The organism is Aequorivita echinoideorum (assembly GCF_018476645.1).
Lineage (GTDB): Bacteria > Bacteroidota > Bacteroidia > Flavobacteriales > Flavobacteriaceae > Aequorivita > Aequorivita echinoideorum.
Genome location: NZ_JAHCTB010000001.1, coordinates 543,385 through 568,615, shown reverse-complemented (window position 1 = coordinate 568,615; position 25,231 = coordinate 543,385). Strand labels below are relative to the sequence as shown.

Annotated in this window: 18 protein-coding genes; 12 read left to right on the top strand and 6 right to left on the bottom strand. The window is 40.6% G+C overall.

The annotated features are described in order from the left end of the window. Positions 1-94: 94 nt before the first annotated feature. The 3 genes from KIV10_RS02670 to KIV10_RS02660 all read left to right on the top strand — a co-directional run bounded on the left by KIV10_RS02670 (position 95) and on the right by KIV10_RS02660 (position 3,009). On the top strand, positions 95-1,231 hold the full coding sequence (locus KIV10_RS02670; RefSeq protein ID WP_214111935.1) for an ATP-binding protein: 1,137 nt from the start codon (positions 95-97) through the stop codon (positions 1,229-1,231). Between the two features lies 1 nt (position 1,232). Further along, positions 1,233-1,958: a metallophosphoesterase family protein gene (locus KIV10_RS02665; RefSeq protein ID WP_214111934.1), complete on the top strand. Its 726-nt coding sequence runs from the start codon at positions 1,233-1,235 to the stop codon at positions 1,956-1,958. A gap of 61 nt (positions 1,959-2,019) precedes the next feature. Beyond that, on the top strand, positions 2,020-3,009 hold the full coding sequence (locus KIV10_RS02660) for an acyl-ACP desaturase (protein ID WP_214111933.1): 990 nt from the start codon (positions 2,020-2,022) through the stop codon (positions 3,007-3,009). 57 nt (positions 3,010-3,066) lie between these two features. Here KIV10_RS02660 and amaB read toward each other — a convergent pair whose 3' ends face one another. The 3 genes from amaB to KIV10_RS02645 form a co-directional block, all read right to left on the bottom strand. Beyond that, positions 3,067-4,620 carry an L-piperidine-6-carboxylate dehydrogenase gene (gene amaB / locus KIV10_RS02655; RefSeq protein WP_214111932.1) on the bottom strand — a complete coding sequence of 518 codons (1,554 nt, stop codon included), beginning with the start codon at positions 4,618-4,620 and terminating at the stop codon, positions 3,067-3,069. Between the two features lie 99 nt (positions 4,621-4,719). Then, positions 4,720-5,256, bottom strand: coding sequence for a 3-hydroxyanthranilate 3,4-dioxygenase (locus KIV10_RS02650; RefSeq protein WP_214111931.1), 537 nt, complete (start codon positions 5,254-5,256; stop codon positions 4,720-4,722). Between the two features lie 70 nt (positions 5,257-5,326). Beyond that, positions 5,327-5,833, bottom strand: coding sequence for a CAP domain-containing protein (locus KIV10_RS02645; RefSeq protein WP_214111930.1), 507 nt, complete (start codon positions 5,831-5,833; stop codon positions 5,327-5,329). Positions 5,834-6,260: 427 nt separating this feature from the next. Between KIV10_RS02645 and KIV10_RS02640 the strand changes: the two genes are divergently transcribed. From KIV10_RS02640 to KIV10_RS02610, 7 genes are all read left to right on the top strand, one after another. Continuing rightward, positions 6,261-11,864, top strand: coding sequence for an alpha-2-macroglobulin family protein (locus KIV10_RS02640; RefSeq protein WP_214111929.1), 5,604 nt, complete (start codon positions 6,261-6,263; stop codon positions 11,862-11,864). Positions 11,865-11,974: 110 nt separating this feature from the next. Continuing rightward, positions 11,975-14,302, top strand: coding sequence for a penicillin-binding protein 1C (gene pbpC / locus KIV10_RS02635; RefSeq protein ID WP_214112146.1), 2,328 nt, complete (start codon positions 11,975-11,977; stop codon positions 14,300-14,302). 91 nt (positions 14,303-14,393) lie between these two features. Next, positions 14,394-14,882: a GbsR/MarR family transcriptional regulator gene (locus KIV10_RS02630; protein WP_214111928.1), complete on the top strand. Its 489-nt coding sequence runs from the start codon at positions 14,394-14,396 to the stop codon at positions 14,880-14,882. A gap of 10 nt (positions 14,883-14,892) precedes the next feature. Beyond that, complete coding sequence (locus tag KIV10_RS02625; protein ID WP_214111927.1) at positions 14,893-16,035, top strand: efflux RND transporter periplasmic adaptor subunit; 1,143 nt, start codon at positions 14,893-14,895, stop codon at positions 16,033-16,035. A 19-nt stretch (positions 16,036-16,054) separates the two neighbouring features. Continuing rightward, a complete protein-coding gene (locus KIV10_RS02620) occupies positions 16,055-19,249 on the top strand; it encodes an efflux RND transporter permease subunit (RefSeq protein WP_214111926.1) in 3,195 nt (1,064 codons plus the stop codon). Between the two features lie 13 nt (positions 19,250-19,262). Beyond that, a complete protein-coding gene (locus KIV10_RS02615) occupies positions 19,263-20,660 on the top strand; it encodes an efflux transporter outer membrane subunit (RefSeq protein WP_214111925.1) in 1,398 nt (465 codons plus the stop codon). A 137-nt stretch (positions 20,661-20,797) separates the two neighbouring features. Next, on the top strand, positions 20,798-21,523 hold the full coding sequence (locus KIV10_RS02610) for a copper homeostasis protein CutC (protein ID WP_214111924.1): 726 nt from the start codon (positions 20,798-20,800) through the stop codon (positions 21,521-21,523). Here KIV10_RS02610 and KIV10_RS02605 read toward each other — a convergent pair. From KIV10_RS02605 to KIV10_RS02595, 3 genes are read right to left on the bottom strand one after another with little or no spacing between them, the layout of a single operon-like run. Continuing rightward, positions 21,515-22,009, bottom strand: a complete 495-nt coding sequence (locus KIV10_RS02605) for a YciI family protein (RefSeq protein ID WP_214111923.1) — start codon at positions 22,007-22,009, stop codon at positions 21,515-21,517. The two genes, KIV10_RS02610 and KIV10_RS02605, sit on opposite strands and share 9 nt — an antisense overlap. After that, positions 21,999-22,478: a CYTH domain-containing protein gene (locus tag KIV10_RS02600; protein WP_214111922.1), complete on the bottom strand. Its 480-nt coding sequence runs from the start codon at positions 22,476-22,478 to the stop codon at positions 21,999-22,001. Before KIV10_RS02600 ends, KIV10_RS02605 begins: the two co-directional genes overlap by 11 nt. Then, a complete protein-coding gene (locus KIV10_RS02595) occupies positions 22,459-23,124 on the bottom strand; it encodes an NAD(P)H-binding protein (RefSeq protein WP_214111921.1) in 666 nt (221 codons plus the stop codon). The genes KIV10_RS02600 and KIV10_RS02595 overlap by 20 nt, the downstream gene beginning before the upstream one ends. 37 nt (positions 23,125-23,161) lie before the next feature. On the opposite strand from KIV10_RS02595, the gene dinB reads away from it, so the two are divergent. Both dinB and KIV10_RS02585 read left to right on the top strand, forming a co-directional pair. Further along, positions 23,162-24,265, top strand: a complete 1,104-nt coding sequence (gene dinB / locus KIV10_RS02590; RefSeq protein ID WP_214111920.1) for a DNA polymerase IV — start codon at positions 23,162-23,164, stop codon at positions 24,263-24,265. Between the two features lie 124 nt (positions 24,266-24,389). Next, positions 24,390-25,151 (top strand): SH3 domain-containing protein, encoded by a 762-nt coding sequence (locus KIV10_RS02585; protein ID WP_214111919.1) that lies wholly within the window; start codon positions 24,390-24,392, stop codon positions 25,149-25,151. The last annotated feature ends 80 nt before the right edge of the window (positions 25,152-25,231 follow it).

Sequence of the window (25,231 nt, the reverse complement as noted above, 5' to 3'; positions counted from 1 at the left end):
TCCTCCCAAAGCACAGTCGAGGGTGTTCTTAATAGTTACAATTTTATATTTCAAAATGGGTCTCGACTGAGCTCAATCTAACATTGAATCAGAAATGATCAACAAACGTCTTTTAATCAAAAACCTGCTCGCGCATAATGACGAGAGCAGTTTTTATGACAAGAAGCGAAAAATTGATCTGGGTTCCAAAGAGGGAAAGGCAAAATTTCTAAAGCATATTTGCGCCCTCAGCAATAGTAATCCTGAGAACAATTCCTTTATAGTTATTGGGGTTGAGGATGAAACCAATGAAATTTTAGGTGTGGACTTTTTTGACGACAGCAAAATCCAAAATCTCGTAAACGCATACCTCACAAACGCACCGCTCATCATTTATGAAAATGTTGCGTTCCCTAATTTGCCAATGGATAAAGTGGTGGGCCTGGTAACAATCCGCCCAAACGGAAAAATTACCTCACTGCGCAAAAATATCTGGAAGTACTGGGGCGGTTCCATTTTCCTTCGCGACGGAAGCATTTCAATGCCGAAAAATTTTGACATCGAAATTAAAGATGTCAATTCAGAAATAGTGAAATCCATTGAAAATGCTGCAAAAAATAACATAGAACTCACGCTGGATGGCGTAATGGATTTTATAAACCATCGCCACAAAGATTTGGAGAGCAACTACAAAGTTTTCAAGGAACAATTTGTAGTTTGTTGGGCCGGAAAAACCAAAAAAGTCAAGGACAAAACATATTTTTCACGAGTGGATATTGAACTCATTAATGAACAGGTTCGCCTGTTTTATTCGGCTTTGGATGAAATAAGTATTGAATATTCCGAGGATTATTTCAAGACCGTGGAATATGTACATTTGGGTCTCAATGAGCAGTTTAAATATTACCCTTTGGAAGAGGTTATCATTCATTTCAAGGAAAACGGCTCGTACCAAATGGACTCAAAACTTATTTTTGAAGCGCCAGATTTTAATAAAAAAACACTTTTCCATATTTATAATTCCAATAATTCGCTGCTGGAAAAGCTGAAAAAGAATATATCATTAAATGCTTCCGAAGAAAAGGATTTACGAAATTTGCCCGCAACCTATCTTATCTGTTATTTGAATGATTTTGAGGAAGCTAAGAACAAATTGCAGGAAGCAAAGGAATTTTTAAAAAACTATGATGCCGAGGCCTACCAACTTTTAAAGGAATCGCTGCGCATACTTAGAAAAGTAAATTACAATTAAAATGAAACAAGTAGTAATTGGCGATATTCACGGAGGATTTAAAGCACTGAAACAATTGATGGAAAGAGCAAATTTCTCTGGTCAAACCCAATATATTTTTGTGGGAGATTACGTGGACGGCTGGAGTGAATCTTCGGAAGTTGTGAGCTATTTAATAGATTTTTCAGAAAAAAATGATTGTATTTTTTTGCGGGGCAATCACGATGAATTGCTGTTTAAATATTTGAAATTTGGTGAAAGCAATCCCGTTTGGGCCAGCCAAGGCGGTGAGAGCAGCATAAAAAGTTATGTAAATCTTTCAGAAAATGAATTGGAAATACACCTGCAATTTTTCGAAAACCTAAAAAACTATTATATAGATTCAGAAAACCGACTGTTTCTTCACGCAGGTTTCACAAACCAAAATGGACCACAATATGAATATTTTCCAAATTTAATTTACTGGGACCGCACGCTCTGGGAAATGGTTTGCGCAATGGATACATCCATATCAAAGGAAAGTGATAAATACCCAAAACGGCTAAAACATTTTAATGAAATTTACATCGGCCATACTCCCGTAACGCGGTTAGGTCTTGATGTTCCGGCCAATTTCGCAAATGTTTGGAATACCGATACGGGCGCCGCATTTCAAGGAAAACTATCTATGCTTAATGTAGATTCCAAGGAAATCTGGCAAAGTGATCCTGTTTACACGCTGTATCCCAACGAAAAGGGCAGGAATTAAGACTTCTTTATTAGAAAGTACACGGCGCAAATACTATATTTGTAGAATTCAGAAAAAAATTATGGCCTTAAAAAATGTGCGTTTGGAAGTGATGCAGACTGTTGAAAAACAAATAGACAGTTATGTTGAAAAATATCTGATTCCTGTCGAGGAAATTTGGCAGCCATCAGATCTTTTGCCTGACCTTCAAAACGAAAATTATGTAGAACAAATACAGCAATTACGTGGCGAGGCCACAGAATTGGGTTATGATTTTTGGGTAGTTTTGGTGGGTGATATGGTCACGGAAGAAGCTTTGCCAACCTATGAAAGTTGGTTGATGGATATGGAAGGCGTGGATCAGCATGGCCGAAATGGTTGGAGCAAATGGATTCGCCACTGGACCGGAGAGGAAAACCGCCACGGCGATGCCCTCAATAAATATCTGTATCTCTCGGGGCGTGTAAATATGCGCGAAGTTGAAAAAACCACGCAGCATCTTATTAACGATGGTTTTGAAGTGGGAACAGGCCGCGATCCTTACAGAAATTTTATTTATACCAGTTTTCAAGAACTTGCAACCAATGTTTCGCATAAGCGTGTGGGAAGGATTGCTAAGCAAAATGGGAATAAGATTTTAGCAAAAATGTGTACTATTATTGCTGGAGATGAAATGCGCCACCATCTTGCATATAGGGAATTTGTTAAAACCATATTTGAATACGATGCGAGTGAAATGATGCTTGCGTTTCAGGATATGATGCAGAAAAAGATTATCATGCCTGCACAAAATCTTCGGCAAAGTGGTGGGAAAATGGCTTCCGCTTTTGATGATTTCAGTAATGCTGCACAACGATTGGGTGTTTACACCACATTTGATTATATAGATATTTTGGAAAAATTGAATGCGCATTGGGAAATTTCAAAAATAACTAATCTTACGGATGAAGCTGAAAAAGCACGCGATTATCTTTTGAAGTTACCAGCACGAATGATGCGCATTGCTGAAAGAATTAAAATTCCGCAAGATACCAATCGCTTCAAATGGGTTGAAGCAAATGGAATGGTATAAAAAAAGCCGCTTCTTCTGAAGCGGCTTTTTTATTGATATCAAATTTATTCAAATCAATTACAAATCAAATTTTATCCCTTGTGCAAGGGGTAATTCTGTTGTATAATTGATGGTATTTGTCTGTCTGCGCATGTAAACTTTCCAGGCATCGCTTCCACTTTCACGACCCCCGCCGGTTTCTTTTTCACCGCCAAAAGCACCGCCAATTTCGGCTCCGCTTGTACCTATATTTACATTCGCAATTCCGCAATCACTACCCGAATGGGACAAGAATCGTTCTGCTTCGCGAAGATTGTTCGTCATAATTGCAGAGGAAAGCCCTTGTACCACGCCATTTTGAAGTTCAATTGCATTTTCAACATCGCCAGTGTACTTAAGAAGATAGAGAACTGGCGCAAATGTTTCGTGCTGCACAATTTCAAAACCGTTTTCTGCTTCTGCAATTGCTGGTTTTACATAGCAACCACTTTCGTATCCTTCACCTTGAAGGACGCCACCTTCAACAATGATATTTCCACCTTCGGCAACTACTTTTTCAAGAGCTTGGTTGTACATTTTCACCGCATCTTTATCGATTAATGGCCCAACGTGATTTTTTTCGTCCAGCGGATTTCCAATTTTCAATTGTTTGTAGGCATCGACCACGGCGTCTTTAACTTTATCATAAATACTTTCGTGGATAATCAATCTTCGGGTTGAGGTGCAGCGCTGGCCGGCAGTTCCAACCGCGCCAAAAACGGCACCAATTACGGTCATTTTTATATCGGCATCGGGAGTAACAATTATTGCATTATTTCCGCCCAATTCAAGCAACGATTTTCCCAAACGTCCCGCTACGGCCTGTGCAACAATTTTTCCCATCCTTATCGAACCAGTCGCTGAAACCAAAGGAACGCGGTTATCGTTGGTCATCATCTCGCCAACTTTGTAATCGCCGTTAATGAGGCAGGAAATTCCTTCTGGTAAATTATTATCGGCAAATACTTTCGCAGCAATTTTTTGACATGCAATTCCGCAAAGAGGTGTTTTTTCAGAAGGTTTCCAAACGCAAACATCGCCACAGATCCAAGCCAATGCCGTATTCCAAGCCCAAACGGCAACAGGAAAATTGAATGCGGAGATTATGCCTACAACACCCATAGGGTGATACTGCTCGTACATCCTGTGGCCGGGGCGTTCGCTGTGCATGGTCAACCCATGGAGTTGGCGGGAGAGACCCACTGCAAAATCGCAGATGTCAATCATTTCTTGAACCTCACCAAGACCCTCTTGATAGCTTTTTCCCATTTCATAGGAAACCAATTTTCCGAGGGGCTCTTTTAGCCTTCGCAATTCTTCCCCAAACTGGCGCACGATTTCACCGCGTTGTGGCGCAGGCTTAAGCCTCCAAGTCTTGAAAGCTGAGGTGGCACTTTCCATTACTTTTTCATAGTCTTCTTTTAAAGTGGATGAAACCTTCGCAATTTCCTGCCCGTCAACTGGAGAGCTGGAGGTAAATTCCGTACCATTTGAAAACCAATTTTTTCCTGTGGAAGTTCCCTTGTTTGTCTGTTGAATTCCTAATTTTTCCAATGCTTCATCAATGCCGAAGCTAGTGGTTGCTGTTTGCATATTTTATTGAATTTTATTCTAAAAATTGAATGAAGCACAAAGGTACATATTGCCTGTAACACTGAAAAGCAAAACGGTATGTGTTTGAATAATATGTCCTTAATCTTGGATAAAACGCGGGTCTGTGTCCATCACCGTGCCGCATTTGTTACAAGTTCGCAATTCCTTACTTCCGTAGAAATGTTTGAAGTGTTTAAGAAAATCGGTTTCAATATTGTTTAAAGGAAAGTAAACTTCATATAATTTGTTGTTGCAGTTATCGCAAAACCACAAAAGACCATCCTTTCCTTCTAAATCTGTTCTTTTCCTTTCAATTACCAAACCTATGGAACCTTCGCTACGGGATGGTGAATGCGGTACTTTCGCCGGATGCAAATACATATCGCCAGGACCGAGCTCCATCACTTTTTTCTCACCATTCTCTTGAATAGCAACTTGAATATTTCCTTCCAATTGGTAAAATAGTTCTTCTGTTTCATTATAATGATAATCTTTTCTGGCATTGGGCCCGGCTACCACCATAACTATATAATCATCCGCATCGGCATATAAGTTTTTGTTGCCTACGGGCGGCTTTAGCAAATCGCGATTTTCATCTATCCAGTTATTAAGATTAAAAGGTTTTTTAATAGCCATTGCCGTATTTTTAGGATGTTACATCGTAAAAATACGGCAATTATGACTAATAGAAAAGTGGAAGTGAGGTTTACTTTCTATAAAAAAGTTGTGTAAAATACATACGGCCTTTTGCGTCTGGAATAAAACCGAAACCAGTATGTGTATAGTTTCCTTCAATTACATCGCGGTGACCTGGGCTGTTCAGCCAAGCAGCAACTACTTTTTCGGGAGAATCATAGCCAAAAGCTACATTTTCGCCTACGCTCTCAGCACCGTGATATTGCAATGCTTGGTTTCTGTAACCAAAATTATCGTGATTTACTTTGTCCACGTCTATCATGTATTCTGTATGTTCAACGGCGTAAGCGGAAGCATAGGCGTTATCAGACTGAAGCGGCGCAAGACCGATAGATTTACGGTGTATGTTTACCAAATCCAGCACTCGGCTAGACATCTCGGTATTATTTTTTTGAACAATGCTGAGGTCAATTTCGTACTTAGCCGCTTCATTCTCAATAACGTCCTCTTTTGAGCAAGAGGTAAAAACTAGGCAAAACAATGCCATTGCAAGTAGGTTGCGTTTTAGTAGGTGCATAATTTTGGGGACATCAAATTTGGGGCATGATGTTGGTTCAAATATAGAAAAAATTATAACCAAAAAAACACTTTATCGAAAAATCGTTACACTTTATCGATAAAATGAACGTTTTTTTAAATGAATTGATTTGTAAATGTTCGCTCAGCTCCCAACTTTGTTGACTTCAAAGATATATTAGTAGGTTATGAAAAATTTTTTGAAAACGAAAAATTTAACATTTTTATGATCACTTTTGCGCATTTCATCGATTAAAATTTTCTTTTCATCGTTGAAATTGGTTGGTTTTTATTCTATAAAACGTCGAGGTTTCAATTTTCCAAAAGAAAAAAGAATTTTTGTTAGCTATTTTTTTGTAATCATATTGGCATCCGCATTGCAGGCGTTTCATTTTTTCTTTTACATTTAAATTTCAAAATCCATTTTTATGAAATTCGCTTCACGTCTGTTTCTCCTCTCTATTTTAATTTTTATAAGTTCTTGTTCCAAAAAGAAAGATTTTGCTGAAACGGATAATCTTTTCAAATTCAAGGAATATATATCCTATAATACGTACGGCAATCAATCCATTGCCACGGAAATTCGAATTGAGTTGGCCAAAACCGTTGAGCAATTTGAAATGACGCAAGAGCTGGACGCCGGAGCGTATTTGAAGATTTCACCCAAAGTTGACGGCAAATTGCGAATTGAAAATGGAAAGACGCTCATATTTCAACCTTCAAATTATTTGAAACCCGATACCGAATATGCGGTGGCGGTTAAACTGGATAAGTTTTATGAAGATATTTCGAAAGAATTTAAAAGCTATACTTTCAGTTTTCATACAATCAAACCAAATTTTAAAGTGGATTTGGGAAAATTACAAAGCTACAGCAAACAATGGCAATATGTGGAGGCAAGCGTGACAACTTCAGATCTTATCTCACTGGAAAAAGCCAAGAAATTAGTCTCAGCTACTCAAGATGGAAAAGAACTCTCATTAAAATGGTCTTACGAAAGTGAGGATGCCACATTCTTCAATTTTACAATAGACAGCATAAGCAGGAAAGTTGACGATTCTGAAATTATTATAAAATGGGACGGAAAACCAATAAAAGCTGAAAACAAAGGTGAAAACACCTTCAATATTCCCGGACAGAACAATTTTACCATCGTGGACATTAGTAGCACATTGTCGCCAGCGGCACTTTTGAGTATCAATTTTTCGGACCCGTTACAGGAAAATCAGGATTTTTCGGGATTGGTCAACATTGAAAATTCACAGGATTTGCGTTACGAGGTCAACGGAAATATTTTAAACGTGTATCCGCCAAATCGTGTATTGGGTGATGTTCGGGTTACAGTTTTCACGGGAATTAAAAATACTGAAGGTTTCAGCCTTAAAAATGAATTTTCTGAATTGATCTCTTTTGAGCAGCTAAAGCCCGCCGTGCGAATGGTTTCAAAGGGCGTAATTCTTCCCAATTCCACTTCAACACCTGTTTATTTTGAAGCGGTTAATCTCTCAAAGGTTGATGTGCGCGTCATTAAAATTTATGAGAACAACGTCCTCCAGTTTCTCCAAAATTATAATCTGAATGACAATAATACGTACGATATCCGCCGTGTGGGCAGGCGTATTGCGAAGAAAACCATTGAATTAAAAAATAATGATCTGGCCCTAAACGGAAGTTGGAAAGCGTATGCCGTGAATTTATCTGAATACTTCAAAGCAGACCCCGGCGCCATTTACCAATTGGAATTTAGCTTTAAAAAAGAATACATAATATATGAATGCGTGGAAAACCCTTCCGAAGAGAATTCCGATAAAAATGAAAATTATGAGGAGTATTATGAGGATGAATCCTATTACGCCACAGATACCACGGAAGATGAAGAAATACGTGAACAGCGTTATTGGGACAATGAAATTTACCGCTGGCGAAATTACACCTACAATTGGGAAGAGCAAGACAACCCCTGCCATCCCGCATATTATAATGAGGAGCGCGTAGTTACAGCAAATATTTTGGGCTCAGATTTGGGATTGATTGTGAAAAAGGGCAACAACCGAAGCTACCATTTTTTCACTACAAACCTTGTTTCTGCGAAGCCTGAAAGTGGCGTGAAAATCCAGCTCTTCAATTATCAACAGCAATTAATTGAAACCATAACTACCGAAGGCGACGGTTCTACACTTTATGACAGCAATAAAAATGCAGCTTTCGCGGTGGCCCAAAAGGGAAATAATTTTGCCTATGTAAAATTGGAGGATGGTAATGCGCTTTCCATGAGTAATTTTGATGTTTCCGGAAAGCAGTTGCAAAGAGGCTTAAAGGGCTATATATATACTGAAAGAGGTGTGTACCGTCCCGGCGACAGCATTCACCTAACTTTTGCGCTAAATGACAATGCAAATCCACTCCCAAAAAATCATCCCGTTACCCTTTCCGTAACCGATGCCCGCGGAAAACTGGTACAACGAACTGTTTTAAACAGTGATACAAATTTCACCTCCCTCGGGGGAGATGCCACAGGCAGAGGGGGCTTCTATTATTTTCCAATAAAGACCGATGCTTCTGCCCCAACCGGAAACTGGAATGCAACCATAACGGTCGGCGGCGCGCAATTTTCACACACCTTAAAAGTTGCGACCATTAAACCCAACCGATTAAAAATAAAATTGGATTTTGATGATGATATTCTTGATGCCACAAAACCCGTGAAGGGAAAAGCGAGCGCGATGTGGCTTCACGGCTCCCCGGGTCGAAATTTGAAGATTGATATGAATGCCACGCTGCAATCCAGCACTTCTGCTTTTCCGAAATTTTCAAAATATAATTTCATTGATCCCATCCGTAAATTCAATAAAGTGGAATTGCCCATTTTGGATGCGCAACTTTCTTCGGAAGGAATTATTTCTTTCAGTCAAAATATGGAAATCGGGAAAAACGCACCGGGAATGCTGAAGGCTACATTTTTAACCAAAGTGTACGAAGGCGGCGGCGATTTCTCGATGGATGTATTTTCGAAAGACTTGGCGCCATTCACACATTTTGTGGGGTTAAAGTCACCCGAAGCGGGACGTTATGGTTCTTATTTTACAGATGAAAATACCACATTTGATGTAGTTTCCGTAGATGCACAGGGCAAAACATCGGCTGGTCGTGAGCTTGAAGTAAAAGTGTTCCAAATTGAATGGCGCTGGTGGTGGAATCGCGGCTCGGACAATCTTTCTACCTATGAAAATGCAACCGTTCACCGTCCCGTAAAAGAATTTACAGTACAAACCGATGGTAGCGGAAAAGGAAAATTCACCGTAAATATTCCGGAAGAGCAGGGCGGAAGGTATTTAATTCGTGTCATTGATAAAGAGTCTGGGCACGCAACGGGTCGCGTAACTTATTTCTATAGAAATTGGTGGCAACGCCCAAACGATGCGGATTCGGAGAGTGCAAAAATGCTGGTCTTTTCAGCAGATAAGGAAAAATACAACGTTGGGGAGGAAGCGTTTATAACTTTTCCTTCGGGAAGTGACGGCCACGCTTTGATTAGTGTTGAAAATGGAACCGAAGTTTTGGCCACGCATTGGATTGAGACCAGAAAAGGCGAAACCAAAGCCGCAATAAAAATCACAAAGGAAATGGCGCCCAACATTTATGTGAATATTTCGCTGCTGCAACCGCATAATCAGACTAAAAACGATTTGCCGATACGGCTTTACGGTGTCGTGCCGATTTTGGTTGAAGATGCCTCAACAGTACTTCGCCCAAAAATCACGATGCCAAATGTGCTGAAACCTGAGGAAAAATTTACCGTAAAAGTTTCCGAAGAAAATAACAAACCGATGACGTATACCATTGCTGTTGTTGATGAAGGTTTGCTGGATTTAACCCGCTTTGCAACGCCCGATATCCACGAAGCGTTTTACAGTCGCGAAGCACTGGGCGTAAAGACGTTTGATATGTTCGATTATGTCATTGGCGCATATTCCGGCAGTGTCGATAATATTTACGCAATAGGTGGTGGCGATGCGGCTTTGGGCGCAAAAAACCGAAAAGCCGACCGTTTCAAACCCGTTGTGAAATATTTAGGACCGTTTGAACTCACCGCTGGAAAAACTGCGTCGCACACTATTTTGATGCCGAATTACATTGGTTCGGTGCGAACGATGGTCATTGCCGGCGATAAAACGAAAAGTGCTTACGGCAGTACGGAAAAAACTACCCCCGTCCGTACTCCGCTAATGGTGCTGGCTTCGCTTCCGCGGAAATTATCACCGGGCGAAACCGTTACACTTCCCGTTACCGTTTTTGCAATGGAGAATAAGGTGAAAACCGCTACCATTTCAGTAAAAACAGGAGATGCGCTGAAACCGAAAAATGGTTCTTCAAAAACCATTTCCTTTACCGAACCGGGAGAACAGATTGTCAATTTTGAATTTGAAGTGTTGCCAACACAGGAATTTCAAACCATTGAAGTTATCGCATCAGGAAATGGCGAAAAAGCAAGCTACAAAGTAGAAATTGATGTTGAAAACCCGAATCCGATTTCTCAGAAATCCACCAATTACACTGTGAACGAAAATGCTTCGCAAACTATCAATTTTGAAACATTTGGCGTGCCTGGAAGCAACACCGCAATGCTTGAATTTTCAACGTTGCCACCAATGGATTTCGGAAAACGAATGGAATATTTAATCCATTATCCGTACGGATGCGTGGAACAGACTACTTCTGCAGCATTTCCGCAGTTATACTTAGCAGATGTTTTCGATATTACTTTTGATAAAAAACAAAAAATTGAAGAAAATATTAAAGCGGCAATCGAGCGTTTGGGAAGATTTCAGATTGCAAATGGTGGACTTGCTTATTGGCCTGGCGAGCGTGAAGCCGACGAATGGGCCACCAATTATGCGGGGCATTTTATGCTGGAAGCCAAGCAAAAAGGCTATGCTTTGCCAATCAGTTTTATGAGCAATTGGTTGCTGTATCAGCAAAACACGGCGCGCCAATGGCGAAATAGCTACAAAGTTTACAATACAAGTTTGACGCAAGCATATAGACTTTACACATTAGCGCTGGCAGGAAAACCGGAGCTTGCCGGAATGAACCGCCTGCGTGAAAGCAAGGAATTGAGCAACGATGCCAAATGGCGATTGGCAGCAGCATACGCCTTGGCGGGTAAAAAGGAAGTCGCCCAACAAATTGCACAAACTGCGAATATAAATTTCCAACCTCGGGAAAATGATTATTATACCTACGGTTCGCCTTTTAGAAATAAAGCCATGGCTCTGGAAACATTGGTGCTTTTGGGAGATTCAAAACAGCGTGATTTGGCAATTTCCGTGGCTAAAGATTTATCATCAAGTAATTGGTACAGCACTCAGGAAACTTCGTATGCGCTAATGGCAATGGCCAAAATGGTTGCCAAAAATGGCGGAAAATCGATGCAACTCACTTTTACAAACAAAGGAAAAACTGTTGAGGTGAAAACGGATCGTGCCATTGCACAACGCGACCTTTCATTTGTAATGGGAAGCAATTCCGTTTCGGTAACAAATAAAAAAGGGAATGTGGTTTACGTCACACTTTCGCAACAGGGAAAATTACCGTTGGGCAAAGAACTTGCGGAAAAGAAAAACCTATCGCTAACGGCAGAATATTTGGACGGTGCAGGAAAAAAGATTGACGTTTCAAAATTGCGGCAGGGCACCGAAATTATTGCGAAAGTAAGTGTTACAAATACATCCAATAATAGAATAAATAACGTGGCTTTGTCGAAAATCTTCCCAAGTGGATGGGAAATAGTAAATACAAGCTTTACCGAACTCGGCGGTGGTGCAACTGGAGACGCTAGATACACAGACATTCGCGACGATCGTGTGAATTTCTTTTTCGATTTAAATGCGAATGAAACGAAAACGTTCAGCGTGAAATTAAATGCTTCCTATCTTGGAACATATTATTTACCGGGAACGCAGGTAGAAGCCATGTATGATAACACGTATTACGCTCGGAATAAAGGGATGTGGGTAACGATTGAGCAATAGGCTTCCCTCCTGTCGCTCCGAAGAAAGGAAGCTTTTACTTTAGAGAGAAATTAGAATTGGAACAGTTTAAAAAAATCAAAAAAAAACTCCTTCCCTTCGGGAAGGTGGGGATGGGCTTTTTATTTTTGCTATGGCTTTTCTGTCTTCCCTCTCCATTGTTCAATGTTCCCACCGCAACGGTTGCCGAAAGCAGCAGCGGAAAAATGCTGGGAGCCCGGATTGCAGATGACGGTCAATGGCGATTTCCGCAGATGGATGCTGTACCGGAGCGGTTTGAAAAGTGCATTATCTATTTTGAGGACGAGCATTTTTATTGGCATCCGGGTTTCAATCTGGTTTCCATTTCAAAAGCGCTTTGGAACAATCTTACCAGCGATTCCCGCCGTGGCGGGAGTACGATTACGCAACAAGTTATTCGCCTTTCCCGAAAAAATAAAAGCAGAACGTATTTTGAAAAAGTAATTGAAATTTTTCAAGCCACGCGTTTGGAGGCGGGTTATAAAAAGAAATCAATTCTTAATTTATATGCTTCGTATGCGCCTTTCGGCGGAAATGTGGTTGGTTTGGAAACAGCCTCGTGGCGCTATTTTGGTATTCCCGCCAGCGAATTAAGTTGGGGACAATCGGCTGCGTTGGCGGTGCTTCCGAATGCTCCAGCTTTAATTTTCCCCGGAAAAAATGAAGAAATTCTGAAACAAAAAAGAGATGCATTATTGCTAAAACTTTTTCAAAATGAAGTGATTGACGAAACAACCTACCAATTGGCTTTGGATGAAAATCTTCCCGGGAAACCATTGCCATTACCCGAATTCTCACCGCATTTAACCGAAAAAATACGAAGGGAACATCCCGGAAAACGTATTGAAACCACAATCGATTTTTCGCTACAGCAAAAGGTGAATAATATTGTGAAAGAGCAACATTACAAGCTTTCCCAGAACCAAATCCACAATCTCGCGGTTTTGGTTTTGGACGTAAATACACGTGAAGTTTTGGCGTACGTTGGAAACTCGCCAACCACGCGCGAGCACAATAATTTTGTGGATATCATTGAAAAACCGCGGAGCACGGGCAGTATTTTAAAACCTTTTCTTTTTGCGTCAATGCTTGATTCCGGTGAAATTCTGCCGAATACGCTTGTGGCAGATGTTCCTACTTCTGTGAATGGCTACGTACCCGAAAATTTCGACAAACAATTTAATGGCGCAGTTCCCGCAAGTGTAGCGCTTTCCCGATCGCTGAATATTCCAGCGGTGCGGATGTTACAGGATTTCGGATTTCAGAGATTTTACAATATTCTTCAAAAAACCAATCAAAGGAAAATCGATAAACCTGCCGATTATTACGGACTTTCCTTGATTTTGGGCGGTGCGGAAAGCAGCCTTTGGGATATTACAAAAGGGTATGCGGGTATGGCTTCAACCTTGAATTTCTTCAACAATTCTTCCAGCGAATACCGAAAAAATGAATTTGTGGAACCTGTTTATGTGAAGAGCAACGAAGAAATTTCCTTCGGAAAAATTCAGCAAAAACCTTCTGTTTGGAATGCCGGAGCTATTTACCAAACATTTGAAGCAATGCAAGAAGTGAACCGCCCCAGTGGCGAGGAAAATTGGGAATTTTTTTCAAGCAGTCAGCCAATTGCCTGGAAGACTGGAACGAGTTACGGTTTTAAGGACGCGTGGGCGGTGGGCGTTACGCCAAAATTCGCTATTGGAGTTTGGGTGGGAAATGCCGATGGAGAAGGCAGACCGGGACTTACCGGAATCCAAGCTGCGGCGCCCGTTTTGTTCGATGTTTTAAATGTGTTGCCAATCCCGATAGCTATCGGGAGATGGTTCAAAATTCCGTATGATGAATTGGTGGAGGCTGAAATCTGTCCAAAAAGTGGCCATCTTGCCGGAATTTTTTGTGACGAAATAAAAACCGAGTGGATACCAAAAAACGGAGCGCACACCAAAGCTTGTCCATACCATCAAACGTTTTTTCTTAATTCATCAGAAAATTTTCGGGTGAATTCTTCCTGCTATCCGCTTTCGGAAATGGTTCAAAAAAACTGGTTTGTTTTGCCGCCGGTGATGGAATATTATTATGCGCAGCTTCACCCGGAATATAAAATTTTGCCACCCTTTGCAACCAATTGTTTACAGGAAGGCGAAAAATTGATGGCTTTTATTTATCCGAAAAAAAATGAAACGATCTTGCTTCCGAAGAATTTTGATGAAAACATAAATGAAGTCATTTTGAAACTTGCGCACCGTTCTCCCGAAACTACTGTTTTTTGGTATTTGGATTCAGAATACATTGGCAAGACCGAAACTTTTCATGAGTTGGCCATTTCGCCAAAACCGGGCAACTATCTTTTGACAACCGTTGATTCTGATGGGAATGAGCTTCGGCAATCGATTCAAATAAAATCTGCATCCCAGAATCCTTAAAATACATTTAACAAAAGATTAATATCAATTGGTTCGGAATTTTCCGAACCAACCGTACTTTTGTCATCAGATTTTAAAATATCATTTTATTTTGACGAAAAAAGAAAGATTAATCGAGAAACTGGGAGTACACATTGAGAGCAAAGATCAACTTGCTCCCTTGGCTGCCCGCATTCTTTCAACATTGATCTTAAGTGGAAAAAAAGGGAGCACTTTTGAATCATTGGTTTCTGAACTTAGTGCCAGCAAAAGTACCATTTCTACACATTTAACCACATTACAGGCTGCAAACCGAATTACCTACCATACTAAATGTGGCGATCGCAAAAAGTATTTTACACTCGTTCCAGACGTCATGATTCAATCGATGACAGAAATGCTGAACAAATGGAAAAGCGAACGCGAATTGCACCTGGAAATTATGGAATACAAAAAGGAAATTAATGAGAATTTAGATAAAAATGAAGAAGGCCATTTCGATTTGGAATTCCACACGGATTATATTGAATTTCTTGATTTGGCGAGTAGTGCCATGCAAAAACTTAGACAGAAGCTTACTGATAAAAATAAAAACGAATAACCATACACAGATGAAAAAAAGAATCACCATAGTTTCGATTCCGCTATTATTTGGTGTCTTCATTTTGCTGTCAAGTTGTGGCAATGACAAAGATGCCCAGCAACAGCAAGCAATGGCAGCACAGCAGAAACCAACGTTGCCCGTTGTAGAAATACCCACACGAACCGTAACGGCTTTTACCACTTTTCCCGCAAGCATTGAAGGGATTGTAAACAGTGAGGTACGCGCAAAAATATCAGGTTATATAACGGAAGTTTTGGTGGATGAAGGTCAAAAAGTGAAAAAGGGCCAAACGCTTTTCCGTTTAGAGACACAAACCCTAAACCAAGATGCCGCCGCTGCGAAAGCTAATGTTAATGCCGCCCAAGTGGAAGTGGACAAACTAAAACCATTGGTTGAAAAAAACATTATAAGCAATGTGCAATTGGAGACAGCAAAAGCCAAACTACAACAAGCGCAAAGCAGCTATAACAGTATTGCTGCAAATATTGATTACGGAAACATCAAAAGTCCGGTGGATGGTTATGTGGGGTCTATTAACCTTCGAAAAGGCGCGCTCGTAAGCCCAACTTCGGAAACACCACTTACCACGGTTTCTGATATAAGTGAAGTGTACGCCTATTTCTCCATGAACGAAAAGGAATATCTTGATTTCATCCAAAATACGGAGGGAAAAGATATTGAAGAGAAAATAACAAAATTGCCCGAAGTTCAGCTTTTATTGGCAAATGGAAATCTTTATGATGAAAAGGGGAGGATAGAAACTATTAATTCCCAAGTAAATCAAAACACCGGATCCATTTCCTTTAGGGCCATTTTTGATAACCCTTCGCGAATTTTGACCAATGGAAATAGTGGGAAAATCCAAATTCCCAAAGTTTACAAAGATGCCATCATAGTACCGCAGGAATCTACGTACGAGCAGCAGGGGAGCATTTATGTCTATAAGATTACCGAAGATAGCACTGCCGTTTCCACCCGAATAAAAACACTGGCGGAGGTGGATAATCTTTATGTGATTCAGGACGGTATTGAAAAAGGCGATAAAATTGTAGCCAAAGGAGCCGGGAAATTGAGAGGAGATTCAAAAATTAATCCGCAACCTGCACCATTTGACAGCATCGCAAAACCCATTGAAAAAGTTTTCAAATAAAAGTAGAAGAAACTAAATCATGCTTAAAACATTTATAGATAGACCCGTACTCTCTACGGTTATTTCAATAATCATTGTCATTTTAGGCGTTTTGGGTCTTACAACGCTTCCCATTACCCAATATCCGGATATTGCGCCTCCTACCATACAAGTAAATGCTACGTATCCCGGGGCCAATGCTGAAACTATTCTTGAAAGTGTCATTATTCCGCTGGAGGAACAGATTAATGGTGTGGAGGGAATGACATACCTTACCTCTACCGCTACCAATAATGGAACTGCTTCCATCAGTGTGTTTTTCGACCAAGATGAAGATCCGGATATTGCGGCGGTTAATGTTCAAAATAGAGTTGCTCGAGCCAATCCGTTATTGCCTCAGGCTGTATTGCAAACGGGTGTAACCACCACAAAGCAACAAACGTCTGCGTTAATGTTTCTTTCGTTTTACAGCACTAACGAAGATTACGATGATACTTTTATTCAGAATTACTTAAAAATCAACGTAATTCCCGAAATCCAAAGGGTAAACGGTGTTGGTAATGTAAGTGTTTTCGGCGGAAAAGATTACGCAATGCGTATTTGGTTGAATCCCCAAAAATTGGCAGCATATAATTTAATGCCGTCTGATGTAACTGCCGCCCTGAACGAGCAGAGTCTTGAGGCTGCTGCGGGTTCTTTGGGTGAAAATGATGGAGAGGCTTTTTCATATACCATAAAATATCCCGGGCGCTATAAAACCGAAGAGCAGTATAGCGGTATTGTGATAAAAGCATTGGGCAATGGCCAATACTTAACACTAAGCGATGTGGCCGAAATTGAATTGGGCGCACAATCCTACGCTGGTGGATCTTCAACCAATGGATATCCTGCGGTGAATATGGGAATTTTTCAAACAAAGGGATCCAATGCCCAGGAAATTATCGATCAAATTAAGGTGGAGCTTGAAAATATTAAAAGTGAACTTCCTGCGGGTATTGAAATTTACATTCCGTACGATACAAATAACTTTTTGAATGCTTCCATAGAAAAAGTTGTTAGCACGCTCGTTGAAGCGTTCTTACTTGTATTTCTTGTAGTATTTGTTTTCCTTCAGGATTTGCGTTCAACCATTATCCCTGCCATTGCGGTTCCGGTATCTATTATTGGTACTTTTTTCTTCCTTAATCTTTTTGGGTATTCCATAAATTTGTTAACGCTTTTTGCGCTTGTTCTCGCCATTGGGATTGTGGTGGATGATGCCATCGTGGTTGTGGAGGCCGTCCACGCAAAAATTGATGAAGGCGAAAAAAGTGCGAAAAAAGCTTCATTAACGGCGATGCACGAAATTTCTGGGGCTATTGTTTCCATCACGCTTGTTATGGGTGCGGTATTTATTCCCGTAACTTTTATACAAGGGCCTACGGGCGTATTCTATGAGCAATTTGGTGTGACACTTATTGTTGCAATTTTTATTTCTGCCGTAAATGCTTTGACGTTGACGCCGGCTTTGTGTGCTTTATTTTTGAAGGGTCACGATGAAAATAGCACTAGCAAAAAGCCAAAATTTATTAAGAAATTTTTTAACGGTTTCAATCGCGGATTCAAGGCTATTATTGAAAAATATGGTAAATCGGTTCATTTTTTATATCGAAATAAATGGATAACGGCCGTTATTTTAATCCTTGCAGTATTGGGAATAGTCTGGTCTGCTTCTGTGGTAAAAACGGGCTTTGTGCCCGATGAAGATAGAGGGATTTTATTTATGAACGTGGAACTTCCCGCAGGCTCTTCATTAGATAGGACCCACGAAGTAAACCAACTTTTATACTCAAAAATCAAGAATCTTCCCGGGGTGCAGGGCGCTTCGGTTATTGATGGTAGAAGTTTGATAAGTGGTGAAGGTAGCAATTACGGACTCGGCTTTATTCGTCTAAAAGATTGGGACGAACGTGGCGCGGATTCCCTTTCGGTAGAATCAATAACAGGGCAACTTTTTGGCATTGCAGCACAGATTCCCGAAGCACAGATTATCTTTTTCTCTCCTCCCAGTATTCCCGGTTTTGGAAACTCGGCGGGAGCCGAGGTCAATTTATTGGATCGTTCAGGAGGAAGTTTTGCAGAATTAGATAGAGTAAATCAAGAATTTATAGGAAAATTGAGCCAACGCCCTGAAATACAATATGCGCAATCATCTTTTAACACGCGTTATCCACAATATGAAATGACGCTGAACGTGCCTCTAGCGAAAGAAGTGGGCGTTTCGGTACAGAGTATTTTCTATACGTTACAGGGGTATATAGGTAGTATTTTCGCATCAGATTTCTCCCGCTTCGGAAAACAATTCAGGGTTTACGTACAAGCATTGCCGGAAGACAGGGCAGATATGAGCGACTTGAATAATATGTACGTCCGCACGTCCAGCGGGGAGATGACGCCCATTACACAGTTTGTAACTTTGAAGCGAGTTTACGGCCCACAATCCGTTACACGGTTCAATCTTTTTAATTCAACCAAAGTTACGGCAGCTTCAGCCCCCGGATATAGTTCAGGAGATGTAATTGCCGCAGTGGAGGAAGTCACAAAAACTCTTCCGAGCAATTTTGATATCGCCTATTCTGGATTGACTTTAGAGGAAAAAAGTGCTGGAAACCAGACAACAACCATTTTTATTCTTTCGCTTGTATTCGTTTACTTTTTGCTCGCCGCCCAATATGAAAGTTATTTATTACCTTTTTCGGTATTGCTTTCGCTTCCGGTTGGGGTTTTTGGAGCGTACATAACAACACAAGTAACTGGATTGCAAAACAATATCTATTTTCAGATTGCTTTGATAATGCTTATAGGGCTACTCGCCAAAAATGCGATCTTGATCGTGGAATTTGCCATACAGCGCAGGCGCCACGGGGAGTCTATTCTCGATGCCGCGGTTGATGGAGCGGAAGCTAGACTTCGACCCATTTTAATGACGTCTTTCGCATTTATACTTGGGCTTATGCCGCTAGTATTATCCAGCGGAGTAGGCGCTGCCGGTAACCGTTCAATTGGAACCGGTGCGGTTGGGGGTCTGTTGATAGGGACCGTTTTGGGTGTATTTGTAATTCCTATTTTATTTATTCTGTTTCAATGGCTTCAGGAAAAAATTACGGGAGTGCCCACAGACAAAAACGCAAATGAAAATGAAGAGCAGCGCAAAATAGAGGGAAACAATCCGAAGTTGCTTTCAGATGAAAATTAAATTATTCCATCAAATGAAAAAGAATAGAATTTATTCAATTTTAATAATGGCAGTGTTACCGTTTCTGCTGGTGTCCTGCTTCGCCGCAAAAACTTATGAGCGTCCAGAAGTGGTGGAGGAAGCAAATTACAGAACAGATAGTATACCGCAAGATACCCTTACTATTGCAAGACTTTCGTGGAAGGTGCTGTTTACAGACCCTACATTGCAAAGCTACATTGAAGAAGGCCTGAAGAATAATATAGATATTCGGGTTGCCCTTCAGCAAATTCGCATTGCGGAAGCCTACGTGCGCCAAGGAAAGGCTAGTTATTTTCCAACATTGAGCGCTACTGCCCAATATTCCCATCAAGAGTTTTCATCCGGTGGACAATTTGGTGGGCTTATTTCATCCTTAAACCAATATCAAGTTAATGGTGATCTTTCTTGGGAAGCCGATATTTGGGGTAAAATCCGAAGTAACGACCGCGCATTCCAAGCCACCTATTTGCAGAGCGTTGCCGCGCACCAAGCTGTGAAAAGCAGATTGATTGCAGATATTGCCTCAACCTATTATCAATTGATGTCACTGGATGAACAAATTCGTGTAACCGAAGAAACCATTAAGACTCGGGCAGATGGCCTTGAAACTACTGAAGCACTGAAAGAAGCCGGGAACGTCACCGAAGTAGGCGTAAAACAAACGGAAGCGCAACTTTACACAGCCCAGGGAATATTGATAGATCTGCAAAACCAGATGCGGTTGCTGGAGAACACAATGGCAATTTTATTGGGAAATGCACCGCAGGATATTCCACGTGGGTTGCTGGAAAACCAATCCATTTTGGTAGACTTAAACACGGGGATCCAAAGCCAGTTGCTTCGCAATCGGCCAGATGTTATAGCCGCTGAATATAATTTGGTAAACGCATTTGAGCTCACCAATGTTGCCCGCGCAAATTTCTACCCAGCCCTTACGCTCAATGCATCCGGCGGCTGGCAAAATATGGAACTGGACAAACTTTTCAATGCAAATTCAGTTTTTGCCTCCATCATTGCCGGCCTAACCCAGCCTATTTTCAACAGAAGGCAAATACGCACACAGTACGAAGTTTCCCAAGCGCAGCGCGAGCAGGCTTATTTGGATTTTAGACTTTCCGTCATCACGGCTAGCAAAGAAGTTTCAGACGCGCTATACAGTTATGAGGCCGCCGTAAATAAAATTGAAGTGAAGGAGAAGGAATACAACGCGCTTAGCCTTGCAACGGAATATTCCGAAGAGCTTTTGGATAACGGCCTCGTTAATTATTTGGAAGTATTGACGGCCCGCGAAAACGCGCTCAACTCCAGTTTGGATTTGGTAAATGCAAAATATAACAGACTGCAATCCATCGTTGATTTATACGAAGCGCTCGGCGGCGGATGGCAATAAGATTTTTCATAGTTGATTTATTTTAGTTGATTGATTTCTGCCTCGGTTTTTTTTAAATCGGGGCAGATTTCTTTTTGAAAAAGCAACTTTCAAAAGCAACTTTCAAAAGCAGTATTTTTATTTAAAATTTCCATAAAATGAAAATTGAAATATGTGCCAATAGTTTTGAAAGCGCGAAGAATGCACACCGTGCGGGCGCGGATAGCATTGAGCTGTGCACAGAACTTTCAGTGGGCGGTTTAACGCCAAGTCACGGTTTAATTGAAAAAGTAATTTCAGAATTGACTATTGAAACACACGTTTTGATTCGTCCGCGAAGTGGAAATTTTACCTACTCTAAAGATGAATTTGATGTAATGCTGCGCGATATTTCGTTCTGCAGAAAGTTGGGTTGTGCTGGAATTGTAAGCGGATTTTTAACTACTAAAAATGAAATAGATTTTGAACGTACAAAACAGTTGATTGATGCCGCCGAAGTAATGGATTTTACCTTTCACAGAGCATTTGATTGGACTCAAAATCCCACGGCAGAATTTCATAAATTGAAAGATTTAAAAGTAAAAAGACTGCTCTCATCCGGTCAAAAATCAACTGCAATCGAAGGAATTTCACTTTTGAAAGAACTTCAAGATATTTCAAAAGAAACGGTTGAAATTATGCCGGGTGGTGGTATAAATGCAGCAAATGCTGTACAATTCAAAAAGGCAAATTTCCAAAGCATTCATTTTTCAGCAACTGTAAAAGAACAAACGTTCGTTGAAAAACCGAAAGTTTCCATGCATAGCGATTCCCTTTTTGAAGAAGGCATCATCGCAACTTCCAATAAAAATTTGATTCAGGTAATCAAGGCTTTGTTAGCGTAGCGGAAATCCTTTGGCAGCCCACCAGGGATGGATTTCAATCGTCAATCTGCCAGATTTTACCATGGGATCCATATTTGCTAAGCTGTCTGCCATTTTTTGGGTTGGCACATTGTAAATGGTAATGCCGCGAATCTCTCCATCGTCACCAAACGGCCCTGATATATCCGCATAGCCTTCCTCATACATTCGGCCCAAATGTGCTAAATGCAATTTTTGAAGGCTATCCGCCTCTTCTTTAGATTGACAACGGGTAGGGCCACTTTTCAAAAAAGCGATAAAATATTGTTGCATCAAAATGGTGTCGCCCGATTTTTCATCTACGTAATCAAAAATTTGATATCCTTTATCGGTCAATTTTTCTTTTTGGAATGCCGCTGAAATTTCTACTTTTTCCGGGCAAGGCTCCGTAATATATTCTTTTTCGATTTTGGTTTCGCAGCCGAAAAGGCTAATTGCAATCAAATAAATGAAAAGTTTATGCTTCATTTTTCCAATGTTTAAAAGGATTTTTGCTCAAATGTGAATTATAATATTTTGTGTCTCCCGTGACTTCAGCTCCCAGCCATTCGGGTTTCTCAAATGGTTCGTTTTCAGATTGAAGTTCAATTTCGGCAATGGTCAATCCCTCATTTTCAGATAAAAATTCATCCACTTCAAAAGTGTGGTCCGCAAAACTGATTTCATATCGGGTTTTTTCGATAATTCCCGGTTCGCATAAGTGAAGCAATTCCTCGGCTTCCGCCTGCGAAATCTGTTTTTCCCACTCAAACCGGGACAACCCAGATTTATTTGCTTTTCCCTTAACGGTTATAAAACCATCACTTCCCTGAATACGCACGCGTACTGTGCGCTCCGGGTTGGTGTTCAAAAAGCCTTGAACAATTCGCGTTCGTTTGTGGGCTTCATTTTTAAAAGCTTCAGAGGTAACCAAAAATTTACGTTCTATTTCTTGCATGCGCAGCAATTGTTTTAATTTCTTCGGAAGGAATTCGTGATTTCCAGAAGCCATTATGGGCTAGCATTCGCATCGCTTCGGCAATAGTTTCGGCTTTTATTTTTTTGTATTTTTTCGGAACCAAAAAATTGAATGCCGTCATTAAAAACGTGACTATTTTTTCACCCAAGCGCTGCTCGTTTCTATCCCCAACAATTAAAGAAGGCTGCAGAATATAGCTATTTTCAATTTTTTGATTTAAAACGTCCCGCTCCATTTCCCCCTTTGTTTTGTTGTAAAAAATGCTGCTGTCCGCATCTGCACCCAAGGCTGAAATAACAATAAAATTTTTTATGCCGTTCAGTTTTGAGAGTCGCGCCGCGGTAACGGGAATTCCGTAATCTATTTTCTTGTATTTTTCCTTATCCGGCGTTTGGGATTTTGTGGTGCCAATACAGCAAAAAACCACGTCTGCCTTAAATTTTTCAGCGTGTTTTTCAAGTTCAAGTAAATCAATTAAATGTTCCTCAATTTTCGGCGAATCCATTTTTACCGAATACCGCGAGAATAATTTTATCTTTTCAAAAGAGGGATACGCTATTAATTTTTTCAATAGAATGCCGCCCGTGAGACCTGTGGCGCCTAAAATGATTGCAGTTTTTTTCATGGCTTTTTGGTTGGCTTAAAGATATTAAATTTACATCATGGGAACGCCGCCAAAATTCCGCAAGATAATCCACGTAGATATGGACGCATTTTACGCTTCCGTGGAGCAACTGGACAATCCCGAACTGCGCGGAAAACCCATTGCCGTTGGCGGAAGCTCGGCACGCGGCGTAGTAAGTGCGGCGAGTTATGAAGCCCGAAAATTTGGCGTGCGAAGTGCCATGAGTGGTGCTATTGCAAGAAAATTGTGTCCGGAGCTTATTTTTGTGAAGACCAATTTTGAACGTTATAAAGAAGTTTCAAAACAAATTCGGAAAATTTTCTTTGAATACACAGATTTGGTGGAGCCGCTTTCTTTGGACGAAGCCTATCTGGACGTTACCGAAAATAAGAAAGGCAATCCCAGCGCAACGCTGATAGCGAAGGAAATACGGCAAAAAATAAAAGAACGCACCGGATTGAACGCTTCCGCGGGAATTTCAGTAAATAAATTTGTGGCCAAAATTGCCAGCGATATCAATAAGCCGAATGGGCAAAAAACAATTCCGCCGGAAGAGGTTGAGCCATTTTTGGAAAATCTGGACGTGAAGAAATTTTATGGAGTTGGGAAAGTTACAAAGGAAAAAATGTACCGTCTCGGCATTTATACGGGCAAGGATTTGAAAGAAAAATCAATTGAATTTTTGGAGGAAAATTTCGGGAAGAGCGGCAGTTTTTATTTCAACGTCGTGCGCGGAATCCACAACAGCAAGGTTAAACCTACCCGCACCCAAAAATCACTGGCGGCCGAGCACACATTTTCCGAAAATATTTCTTCTGAAATCTTTATGTTGGAAAGACTCGAGGAAATTTCTGCGGAAGTGGAATCACGTTTAAAAAATAAAAAACTGGCCGGGAAAACGGTTACACTTAAAATAAAATACCGCGATTTTACCTTGCAGACGCGCAGCAAAACGCTTCCGCTATATATCGCTTCAAGGGAATTGATTTTGGAGGCGGTTAAAGAATTGTTATTTCAGGAAAAAATGAAAGAGTCGGTACGGTTGTTGGGCATTTCCATTTCAAACTTAAACAACGAAAAACCGAGAAAAACGGAGCTTCCCAAAGCATCGATTGACGTTCAACTGAAACTTGAATTTTAAGCCCACCCCTAACCCCTCCCAAAGGGAGGGGAACAAAAGTCCCTCCTTTGGATGGATTTAGGGAGGACAATTTTAACTATGGAAAAAGACTACGTATCTTTAAACTAATTTAAAACTCCAGATTATGAAGACCGTAGCAATTTCCATTCTTACCCTTGCGGGTTTTATATTTCTATTTTCGTGTAAAAACGACGCAAAAAATACCGAAGAAACCCAAACTGTTGCAACCGATACAATTCCGAAGGAAACCGCTCCAGAATTTATGTATGTTACCGCCGTTAGTGGGTTGACGCTGCGAGAATATCCCAATCTCCAAAGTGAAAAACTTGCGGTAATGCCTTTGGGAACCAAGGTGAAAATTTTAAATGCCGAGGGAAAAACTACGATGAATGTGGGCGGAATTGACGGTGCCATGGATGAAGTTGAATTCAATAACAAAAAGGGATATGCCTTTAACGGTTTTATGTCTAAATTTTTTCCTCCGGATGAAAATGCTTCCGCAAAAGGATATGCCGAAGCATTGAAAAACGATTTCCCAAATGTCAATTATTCTGAAACAACTGGTGGCTCGGCAAGCAATCCCACAAAAACCGAAACGTTAATTTTACCCACAGATAAGTGGCACGAGGCATTTTTTACGGCGCAGCAACTTTTTGAAATCCCAAAAGATTTCGCATTTCCCAACCCAAAAGGCTCAAATAGCGAAACACAGCAGAATTCAAAAAAAGACCGTAAAGTTTTTGTAAGTGAACTTCATATATCTAGAAATGATAATAAACTCCAGAAAATTGAATACCGCTACCAGACTGAGGGTTATGCATTTTCGGTACATATTGCACCCGTAGCAGAAGGTTTTAAATTCGAAAAAATTGAAATGGTGGATTGAAACTGAAATGAATAGCGGGTTTTAATGTCTCTAGAAAATTGCTTCAGTTTTTTACCCATCTTATTTTCCTTCGATAAACA

Excerpts from the sequence above, each read along its gene's own strand:
- KIV10_RS02670 (WP_214111935.1), top strand. The coding sequence starts at position 95 with ATGATCAACAAACGTCTTTTAATCAAAAACCTGCTCGCGCATAATGAC.
- KIV10_RS02665 (WP_214111934.1), top strand. The coding sequence starts at position 1,233 with ATGAAACAAGTAGTAATTGGCGATATTCACGGAGGATTTAAAGCACTG.
- KIV10_RS02660 (WP_214111933.1), top strand. The coding sequence starts at position 2,020 with ATGGCCTTAAAAAATGTGCGTTTGGAAGTGATGCAGACTGTTGAAAAA.
- amaB (WP_214111932.1), bottom strand. The coding sequence starts at position 4,620 with ATGCAAACAGCAACCACTAGCTTCGGCATTGATGAAGCATTGGAAAAA.
- KIV10_RS02650 (WP_214111931.1), bottom strand. The coding sequence starts at position 5,256 with ATGGCTATTAAAAAACCTTTTAATCTTAATAACTGGATAGATGAAAAT.
- KIV10_RS02645 (WP_214111930.1), bottom strand. The coding sequence starts at position 5,833 with ATGCACCTACTAAAACGCAACCTACTTGCAATGGCATTGTTTTGCCTA.
- KIV10_RS02640 (WP_214111929.1), top strand. The coding sequence starts at position 6,261 with ATGAAATTCGCTTCACGTCTGTTTCTCCTCTCTATTTTAATTTTTATA.
- pbpC (WP_214112146.1), top strand. The coding sequence starts at position 11,975 with ATGGGCTTTTTATTTTTGCTATGGCTTTTCTGTCTTCCCTCTCCATTG.
- KIV10_RS02625 (WP_214111927.1), top strand. The coding sequence starts at position 14,893 with ATGAAAAAAAGAATCACCATAGTTTCGATTCCGCTATTATTTGGTGTC.
- KIV10_RS02620 (WP_214111926.1), top strand. The coding sequence starts at position 16,055 with ATGCTTAAAACATTTATAGATAGACCCGTACTCTCTACGGTTATTTCA.
- KIV10_RS02615 (WP_214111925.1), top strand. The coding sequence starts at position 19,263 with ATGAAAAAGAATAGAATTTATTCAATTTTAATAATGGCAGTGTTACCG.
- KIV10_RS02610 (WP_214111924.1), top strand. The coding sequence starts at position 20,798 with ATGAAAATTGAAATATGTGCCAATAGTTTTGAAAGCGCGAAGAATGCA.
- KIV10_RS02605 (WP_214111923.1), bottom strand. The coding sequence starts at position 22,009 with ATGAAGCATAAACTTTTCATTTATTTGATTGCAATTAGCCTTTTCGGC.
- KIV10_RS02600 (WP_214111922.1), bottom strand. The coding sequence starts at position 22,478 with ATGCAAGAAATAGAACGTAAATTTTTGGTTACCTCTGAAGCTTTTAAA.
- KIV10_RS02595 (WP_214111921.1), bottom strand. The coding sequence starts at position 23,124 with ATGAAAAAAACTGCAATCATTTTAGGCGCCACAGGTCTCACGGGCGGC.
- dinB (WP_214111920.1), top strand. The coding sequence starts at position 23,162 with ATGGGAACGCCGCCAAAATTCCGCAAGATAATCCACGTAGATATGGAC.
- KIV10_RS02585 (WP_214111919.1), top strand. The coding sequence starts at position 24,390 with ATGAAGACCGTAGCAATTTCCATTCTTACCCTTGCGGGTTTTATATTT.